Origin of the sequence: Paraliobacillus quinghaiensis (assembly GCF_003426025.1) — a bacterium.
Lineage (GTDB): Bacteria > Bacillota > Bacilli > Bacillales > Amphibacillaceae > Paraliobacillus_A > Paraliobacillus_A quinghaiensis.
Genome location: NZ_QJSH01000046.1, coordinates 1 through 7,759, shown reverse-complemented (window position 1 = coordinate 7,759; position 7,759 = coordinate 1). Strand labels below are relative to the sequence as shown.

The following is a 7,759-nucleotide window of genomic DNA, read 5'->3' as shown; positions in this document are numbered from 1 at the left end:
TTTTCATTAAAAGAATAAGTAAAGTAAGTGTGTTTATTACTTCGATGATTGCGATATTATTTTCTCTTGAATTTATTCAAGTGATTTCAAGAAGAGGAAGTTTCGACATTGATGATTTTATCCTTAATATACTTGGTGCTTTGATAGGATTTTGTATTTGGAGAACAAGAATTGTTCAGAAAATATTAAATTAGTATTCATTTCTTATTCAACAAAAGGATGGCTTTAGTGGAACAAGGAGCTGTCGTTGCGGCAGCTCCTATTTTGCTAACAAGGCAGTTTAGCTGAATAACAGTCATTCAAAAGGGGTATTTTGTTTTCCAATGAATTGGTTTACTGGTTTTATTAAAGTAGGAGGTAGAAAATTGTACAGAAAGAAATGGATTGTCTTACTATCAAATGTTCTAGTAGTAACTGCATATGTTGGATTTTATTATCAAACACATATATCGATTTGGGGATTTTCTTTTTCTAAAAATGATATAAAACAGGTCATTGTCAGTAGTGAAAGTAAAGAGGGTTTTTCTCAATATCTAATTACCAATCAAAAGGAAGTATCGGAGATAGCAAAGTTGTTATCTAAATCAGAAAAATACTCAGAAATTAAAAATAATAATTTTCCACCTGATGAAACACCTGAAAAACACACTAAAATCCTGCTTCAAACACAGGATAATACTACTTATGGTGGCGATTTGTGGGTTATAGGAATGAACTATGTTCAGGATAGTAACGGTTATTATTGGAAGGTTGATTATGAAAAATTAAACACATTATTAAACGGAGCAATCCCGTCTGCTGAAAAAATAAATTAAACAATAATAACTCTTCAACTAAAAGGTACGATTGTTTAATAAGAACAGTCGCTTTTTCACTACTGGCAGTTTAGCACAACAAGCAAATTTAGAAAAAGAGGTGGAGATACTGTGAAAAATATTTACTACTTAGTTACTGCTTTTATTTTTGCTGTGATTTTTATAATTCAAATTATTTTTATGGGAAATGCTAATGACCTTCTTGCTTATACAGTGTTGTTTGTTTCAGTTATAGGTTTTTTAAATGAGATTATACGGTTTATCATTCCTAAAGGTAAAAGTAAATTATATTAAAACTAGGGTGAATATGGGAAATGATGTACTTAAATTAAAGGGTAGCTTTAGTGAAACAAAGAGCTGTTGATGTGCAGCTCCTACTGTATATTGAGCGAACGGGGAAGTTACTTAAAGAAAGTAAGATTGGAGTTCTTAAAAATATGAGGCTTTTTATAAAAGTAATTTTAGTAATATTATTGTGTCTTTATTTATTGGTTCTTTCAAAATTAATTTTATTTAAATATCTATCAATTCCTGACATTATTAATCATTTTACTTTTAGTTATTATGATGGTTATTACTGGAACAACCATAACTTTATTCCTTTTAAAACGATAATCTATTATTTGTTTTTAGCAGACATAAATTTCAATATTAGAGTTGAGAACTTAGCTGGGAATATAATTGGTTTCGCACCGTTTGGTTTTATTTTGCCTTTATTATCAAAACGATTTCGATTGAAGAAAGTTACCATAGCAACATTTTGTTTAAGTTTAACTTTTGAACTTATTCAATTCGTATTTAAATTTGGGAGTTTTGATGTTGATGATTTAATTTTAAATACACTTGGAGGTATGTTAGGATATGTACCTTTTTACGCTATTATATTATTTATAAATTGTAAAAGAATTAAGTCAGTAAATTATTAAATTACTCAACTAAATAGTGCTTATGTTTAATAAGATATGTGGTTGTTTCAAGATTTACAAGGGGGTTAATATGAGTAAAAAAGTAGGTTTATTATTTGCAATATTGCTAGCAATGGTAAGTATTATAGCTTGTACTTCTGAAGGACAAATAGGTAATCAAGATAATACAAAACACGAGGAAATTCAAAAGGACAATGGACAATCAAATGAGAGTCCAGGTGCTAATAAGGATAATGAAAATAACGATGATAACCAAGAGATATTTAAACTTGAAAATGGTTTAATTTTTTCAGTTCATAAAGAAAAGCAAGATTCTAGTTGGGCATATATTATAACAGGGTATTATGAAGAAAATGGGTATGAGATGAAAAATTTAAATATAAAAATTGGAAGTGATAGTTTGTATGTAGCAGAACCATCACTTTACTTAGAAGATGATTTGAAAAAACAACCATTTGTTATTGAGAGTCAAGAACCCTTGGCAAGTATTGATTACTCAGTGACGTATGTTAGCAATTATGGAGAAGAAGAATTTCATAAGTCATTTAATTTAAAATAACCTTATGGGTTAAAAAGTAGAAGAACTAAATAAGTGATGAGAAGTAACGTGTATAATAACATTAAAAGGTTAGGTGATTAAAATGCTGAAGAACTCTGATGAAAAGCAATTTATTCAAAAACAAGAGTATATTATTCAACGTTTAAGACAGGCAGGAATAGGGGTGGATAAAGGGGAGAAGGTTCCTAAAGATGGAAGATATTCAGGTATCGTCGGAAACACAAGAGAAATAAGAATTCTTGATATACCATACTTGTATCATAGTAAATAAGAAAGAAAAAGATACTAATCTAGATAGAGATGTTTGTAATGGTTCTGCTGGTTTGAATTAGATGAAAATTTAGCATTTTAGCAAGTAGAACAAAAGTTTATTTCTGTTAGCTAAAATTAAATAAAATAACTGTTGGATTGCTAAAATGGATAAAGAATAAGACCTTGGAAGGTCTTATTCTCGAGTATATTTATTTACAGTTATTGAATAATGGTATATCTCAATGTCTTGATCAATAAAATCTCTTCTTTGAGCACCTTTTAATGTATGGAACATATTCTCGCGACCAACTCCATTGTCGGTATGCAGATATATTTTCTCGGCACGATACCCTTTTTCGCAGAAAATCTTAACAAGGTCGTAACCAGTTGGCAAAAGATTACCTTCACTATCTTCGCCTAAATCGTGGTCTAGCGAAAGGATATCAACCTTATAATTTTCTAGATAGTGTATTGCTTCATCTACATTTCTTGCGACTACAAATCCTTTTGGGCAATCCCTTAAATCATCGACATATAGATTTATATCTTGTATCAATTTTAACACCTCTTCATCTTTCATGATTTTATTATAATGATTAATTCCTTCATTATATATAGTTTTTTTGAATATCTTAGGATTGTTATCATTTTTAGTGAAATATTAATTCTACTATATTATATATTGCCCGCCAGTATTTTATATTTTTGACTCACAAATGACTCACTTTTAATTAAATTTCAATAAATTGAACTTAATTCAATTGAAGAAGAATAGCTTTATACCAACGTTTTTTAAACCGTGCTGAATTCAGTTGAATTCGTGTTATTAAAGAACGTAAAAAATACGGTCTTAAAGGCGCGCGTAGAGCTCCTCAGTTCTCAAAGCGTTAATTTTTACAATTCAAAAGACTTTCAACCAATTTGGTTGGAGGTCTTTTTTGTATTTGTTAAGTTAGAAGATTTTCAATTGTGATCGTGAAAATCAATAAACATGACAATCAATTGAATCGTTGTTTGAGGCATAAATTTGCGTCCTGTCCCATATAGTGAAGAACAGGAAAAGGTATGGGAGGAAGTAGGATGAATCAAGTAATGAAGGTCGCGCTTTGGGTTAGTGGTGCTATTTTGCTAGTTATATTAATACAGTATCCTATTCAGCAAACAACTGACTCTTGGGATTCATGGTCGTTACCTTTGGCTGGCCAAGTGATTGTATTAGATCCTGGTCATGGTGGAGTGGATGGTGGTGCGGTTGGTGTAGAAGAGACTTTGGAAAAAGATATATCTTTAATAGTTACAAAAAAGATTCGTGATTATTTACAACAATCGGGCGCGTTGGTGTACATGACAAGAGAATCAGATCGTGACTTAGCCGCAACAGATACAAAAGGAATTGCAAATCGAAAAGTGGAAGATATAAAAAACAGAGTAGCTTTTATCAATGGCAAAGAACCGGATTTTTTTCTAAGCATCCATTTAAATGCATTACCTGCAACACAGTGGAGTGGAGCGCAGACGTTTTATTACCCGGGTTTGGAAAAAAGTGAAAATTTAGCGAAGAGTATTCAAGATGAGATTAAACGTAATTTAGAGAATACGAATCGTGATGTATTAGCTATAAATAATATGTACTTATTGAAGCATACAAATCCACCGGGTGCTTTAGTAGAGATCGGCTTTCTCTCAAACGCTCATGAAAGAGAATTATTGAAGACAACGTCCTATCAGACTAAAATGGCAGCTAGCATCTATGAAGGTATATTGCATTATGCAACAAGTGATAATGAGTAACGCTAGTAAGTGTCTCATTATTTAAAAGCTTTTAAAATATGCTATACTAACATACAAACAGTTCTAGTCTAGAAAGGACGGTGCCAGTATTGTTAACAAGAGAACAAGTGATAGAAAAATTAGATATAGTTAAAGATCCATTTTTACATAGAACATTAGCAGAAACAGGTGGTATAGAAGATATTATAATAAAAGAAGAGAAGCAACATGTTAGCGTTAAAATTGCAATCTCAAAACCTAATACTGCAGAACAAATGCAAATGCAACAAGAAATTGTAACGATATTAAAAGAAGCGGGAGTGCCAACCGTAGGATTACGTTTCTCGCAGTTATCAGAAGAAGTAATTGAAAAATTTAGCCCAGAGGACCCGGCAAAACCAACATTATTAAGTGGAAAAACAAAAACCAAATTTTTAGCAATAGCTAGTGGTAAGGGCGGTGTAGGGAAATCAACTGTTACAGTTAATACAGCAGTTGCTTTAGCTCGCTTAGGTAAAAAAGTTGGGATTATAGATGCGGATATTTATGGTTTTAGTATTCCCGATATGATGGGTGTTGAAAATCGGCCTACGTTAAGAGGAAATAGAATTGTCCCGGTAGAACGCTTTGGTGTACAAATGATATCTATGGGCTTTTTTGTTGAAGATAATTCACCTGTTATATGGAGAGGGCCACGTCTTGGAAAAATGCTTAAAAGCTTTTTCACTGAGGTAGAATGGGATGATTTAGATTACCTTTTATTAGATCTTCCACCTGGGACGGGTGATATGGCTTTATCTGTTCATAACATGATCCCTACTTCAAAAGAATTAATTGTCACGACTCCACACCCAACTGCAGCCTTTGTGGCAGCCAGAGCTGGACAAATGGCTATTAATACAAATCACGATATAATCGGTGTAATAGAAAATATGGCGTATTTCGAAAGCAGAGTAACAGGGGAACGTGAATATGTCTTTGGGCAAGGTGGCGGTCAGAAGTTGGCTGAGGAACTAGACTCTGAAGTAATTGGGCAGTTACCGCTTGCTCAACCGTATCAAGAAGGTGAATCCCATGCCTCTGTTTATCAAGAAGATCATCCTTTAGCAAAAGTGTATCAACAGATTGCTACACATATAGACGATAATTTTTAAAATAATAAATGAGGACATCATTAATTTGATGTCCTCATTTATTATAAGTATAACCTTATTCCTCTTCAGACTTTTGTTCTTCGCTACCTCCAGATTCTTCTGATCCACTTGCGCCACCTGATTCCCCAGATTGTTCACTAGAGCCACCTTCAGTTGGTTTCATCTCTTCTGCTGCTTTTAAAATAACGTCTGTCATCTGGGCTTTAAATAATGGAGAGTTCAATGTTTCTTGCACTGTTTTTTCTAAATGCTCGCGAAATTGCTGCCCCTTTAGCACAGTTACTATTTGATCTTCCATTTCAGGGTTGGCTAATAGTTCTAGCATTTTCTTTTGATACTCCGAATCACTCATTAAACCTTTTATAACATCTTCCTGTTGGTCTTTTATTGATTTTGCAAAACTTTCAACGAATTTTTGATCAGAGAACATTTTTTCCCAAAACTCTTTCCCTTTGTCAGATGTAAGGGCGTCTGATATGGCTTGTTCAACGACTTTTGATTCAAGCACATAAGTCTTTTGCATTTCTTCGTCGGCTAAAACATCAGTAATGGCTTTTTTTCCTTCATCAGTCTTTAAAATATCTGTCACCATTTTTTTTGTGGTGTCGTAAGTTTCCTGGTTTCCACCGGAATTGTCATTATTACCACCGCAAGCGGAGAGAAGAAAAAGACTGAGGAATGCAATTAGGTATATCTTTTTAATCATTGGATTTATATCCTTTCTTTCTTTTATCTTATTCTTAATATGAGGATTAGTTGTATTTTTATGTATGTAAAAAGATAGTTGTGAAAGGATATAAATGTATTAGGTATTAATTAACTTCATGGTTTTCAGCTTTAGCTCTAGTGATCATTTCAGATATTGTTACATAGGAGAAACCTTTCTTTTTTAATCCAGGAAGAATGGTATCTAATGCTTCTGGTGTTTGCTTAACTGAGTCAGAAGCGTTTAATAAAATAATATCACCGTTATCTGTATTTTTCATTACACGGTCAATTATTTTTTGAGTACCTGGATTTTTCCAATCTCTTGGATTGATATTCCATTGAATCACGTCATATCCTTGTGTTTCAGCTAGCTTCAATATTTCGTCATTTATGTGACCACTAGGTGTTCGTAAAAGTTTCATTTCAGGATAACCAAGAGTTGTAAAAACATCTTTTGCTTTAATCAAATCTTTGCGAACTTGTTCAATTTCCTGTTTTAGATAGCTTTTATAACGATAACCCATCATGCCGATTTCATGTCCATCTGCTTCAATTTGCTCGACTAAATCTGGGTGATGTTCAGCCCATTCACCAATCAAAAAAAATGTTGCCTTTACATCATTTTGCTTTAATTTCTTTAATGTTGGTTCAACCATCTCATTTCCCCAACTAATATTAAAGGTTAATGCAATGGAGGCATCGTCTGGGCTCCCTTGACTAAGAGCAGCTGGGTTATCCTTTGAAGAAAAAACAGAAAAGTCACTCTCGGATTCAACCCATAAAAATAATGCAGTAAAGAATGCTAATAAAAGTAATAGGCTAGTTCTTTTAATCTTCTTTAGCTTAATTGTTAAGAAATAGGTCATATTCATTTCCCCTTTTAATGGACTTGCTATATCTTATGAGAAGATTATTGCAATAATGTGTAATAAAAGAAGACTGATATAAAATAATAGAATAGTTTATATTTTGAAAGAGGGATAAATATGTTAGGAATGTTAATCGATGAAATGGAACAAAAAGAGATAGAATATTTAATAAAACGAGAATTAGATGAACTGTTATTTGATTTGCAGGATAATCATTTGGATAAAATGGTGAAAATAGCAATATCAGATCGATACAAGGTACTTTTTCAACTGTTTCGTCGTGTTGCCAATCAGCAAGAAGTGATCAAATATATGCCTAAGAACATAAAGTGGAACAAATAAATACATTTTCTTTAAATTTATTTCAAAAATCTATTGCACGATGTTCTGGTATATGCTATATTATTTCTTGTTGTCAGATCAAACACAAAATGAACTGACCAAACAATTTAATTAATTTAACAAAAAGTGTTGACACATTTTCGTAACCATGATATATTATATCTCGTCGCGAAAAACAACGACACAAAATTGATCTTTGAAAACTGAACGAAACAACCAGTATGTTAAGTAAGAAACAAGCTAGTATTTTAAATGAGCAACCAAGCTCGCATTTTATGGAGAGTTTGATCTTGGCTCAGGACGAACGCTGGCGGCGTGCCTAATACATGCAAGTCGAGCGCGGGAAGCAAGATGACCCCTTCGG

General features: G+C 32.6%; 12 protein-coding genes, 1 rRNA gene and 1 pseudogene. 11 read left to right on the top strand and 3 right to left on the bottom strand.

Annotated features, from left to right (window positions below):
- From D2K40_RS15910 to D2K40_RS15885, 6 genes are all read left to right on the top strand, one after another.
- Positions 1-194, top strand: a 194-nt coding sequence (locus D2K40_RS15910; RefSeq protein WP_162879256.1) for a VanZ family protein, incomplete at its 5' end; no start/stop codon positions are given.
- Positions 195-365: 171 nt separating this feature from the next.
- A complete protein-coding gene (locus D2K40_RS15905; protein ID WP_117157319.1) occupies positions 366-815 on the top strand; it encodes a hypothetical protein in 450 nt (149 codons plus the stop codon).
- 111 nt (positions 816-926) lie between these two features.
- Complete coding sequence (locus D2K40_RS15900) at positions 927-1,109, top strand: hypothetical protein (RefSeq protein WP_117157318.1); 183 nt, start codon at positions 927-929, stop codon at positions 1,107-1,109.
- A gap of 50 nt (positions 1,110-1,159) precedes the next feature.
- Positions 1,160-1,741 (top strand): VanZ family protein, encoded by a 582-nt coding sequence (locus tag D2K40_RS15895; protein ID WP_229666809.1) that lies wholly within the window; start codon positions 1,160-1,162, stop codon positions 1,739-1,741.
- Between the two features lie 70 nt (positions 1,742-1,811).
- The gene (locus tag D2K40_RS15890; protein WP_117157317.1) at positions 1,812-2,300 is read left to right on the top strand and encodes a hypothetical protein; all 489 of its coding nucleotides are present in this window, start codon (positions 1,812-1,814) and stop codon (positions 2,298-2,300) included.
- An 82-nt stretch (positions 2,301-2,382) separates the two neighbouring features.
- Entirely contained in the window at positions 2,383-2,571 is a 189-nt protein-coding gene (locus D2K40_RS15885) for a hypothetical protein (protein ID WP_117157316.1), read from the top strand.
- Positions 2,572-2,745: 174 nt separating this feature from the next.
- On the opposite strand, the gene D2K40_RS15880 is transcribed toward D2K40_RS15885, so the two are convergent.
- Entirely contained in the window at positions 2,746-3,108 is a 363-nt protein-coding gene (locus tag D2K40_RS15880; RefSeq protein WP_117157315.1) for a cyclic-phosphate processing receiver domain-containing protein, read from the bottom strand.
- Positions 3,109-3,377: 269 nt separating this feature from the next.
- Between D2K40_RS15880 and rpsI the strand changes: the two are divergent.
- The 3 genes and pseudogenes from rpsI to D2K40_RS15865 all read left to right on the top strand — a co-directional run.
- A pseudogene (rpsI, locus tag D2K40_RS15875) lies at positions 3,378-3,443 on the top strand (30S ribosomal protein S9); the annotation flags it as partial.
- A gap of 189 nt (positions 3,444-3,632) precedes the next feature.
- Complete coding sequence (gene cwlD, locus D2K40_RS15870) at positions 3,633-4,343, top strand: N-acetylmuramoyl-L-alanine amidase CwlD (RefSeq protein WP_117157314.1); 711 nt, start codon at positions 3,633-3,635, stop codon at positions 4,341-4,343.
- 89 nt (positions 4,344-4,432) lie between these two features.
- Positions 4,433-5,476 (top strand): Mrp/NBP35 family ATP-binding protein, encoded by a 1,044-nt coding sequence (locus tag D2K40_RS15865; RefSeq protein WP_117157313.1) that lies wholly within the window; start codon positions 4,433-4,435, stop codon positions 5,474-5,476.
- A gap of 55 nt (positions 5,477-5,531) precedes the next feature.
- On the opposite strand, the gene gerD is transcribed toward D2K40_RS15865, so the two are convergent.
- Together gerD and pdaB are read right to left on the bottom strand one after the other, a co-directional pair.
- Entirely contained in the window at positions 5,532-6,182 is a 651-nt protein-coding gene (gene gerD / locus D2K40_RS15860) for a spore germination lipoprotein GerD (protein WP_117157312.1), read from the bottom strand.
- Positions 6,183-6,288: 106 nt separating this feature from the next.
- Complete coding sequence (gene pdaB, locus D2K40_RS15855; protein WP_117157311.1) at positions 6,289-7,050, bottom strand: polysaccharide deacetylase family sporulation protein PdaB; 762 nt, start codon at positions 7,048-7,050, stop codon at positions 6,289-6,291.
- A gap of 120 nt (positions 7,051-7,170) precedes the next feature.
- Here pdaB and D2K40_RS15850 point away from each other — a divergent pair, with 120 nt between their 5' ends.
- The gene (locus D2K40_RS15850) at positions 7,171-7,395 is read left to right on the top strand and encodes a hypothetical protein (protein ID WP_117157310.1); all 225 of its coding nucleotides are present in this window, start codon (positions 7,171-7,173) and stop codon (positions 7,393-7,395) included.
- Between the two features lie 272 nt (positions 7,396-7,667).
- Positions 7,668-7,759: ribosomal RNA gene (locus D2K40_RS15845) — 16S ribosomal RNA — on the top strand; the annotation flags it as partial.

What these genes read in the sequence shown, in the direction of transcription:
- D2K40_RS15850 (WP_117157310.1), top strand. Translation starts at nt 7,171, where the DNA reads ATGTTAGGAATGTTAATCGATGAAATGGAACAAAAAGAGATAGAATAT.
- D2K40_RS15890 (WP_117157317.1), top strand. Translation starts at nt 1,812, where the DNA reads ATGAGTAAAAAAGTAGGTTTATTATTTGCAATATTGCTAGCAATGGTA.
- D2K40_RS15885 (WP_117157316.1), top strand. Translation starts at nt 2,383, where the DNA reads ATGCTGAAGAACTCTGATGAAAAGCAATTTATTCAAAAACAAGAGTAT.
- cwlD (WP_117157314.1), top strand. Translation starts at nt 3,633, where the DNA reads ATGAATCAAGTAATGAAGGTCGCGCTTTGGGTTAGTGGTGCTATTTTG.
- pdaB (WP_117157311.1), bottom strand. Translation starts at nt 7,050, where the DNA reads ATGACCTATTTCTTAACAATTAAGCTAAAGAAGATTAAAAGAACTAGC.
- gerD (WP_117157312.1), bottom strand. Translation starts at nt 6,182, where the DNA reads ATGATTAAAAAGATATACCTAATTGCATTCCTCAGTCTTTTTCTTCTC.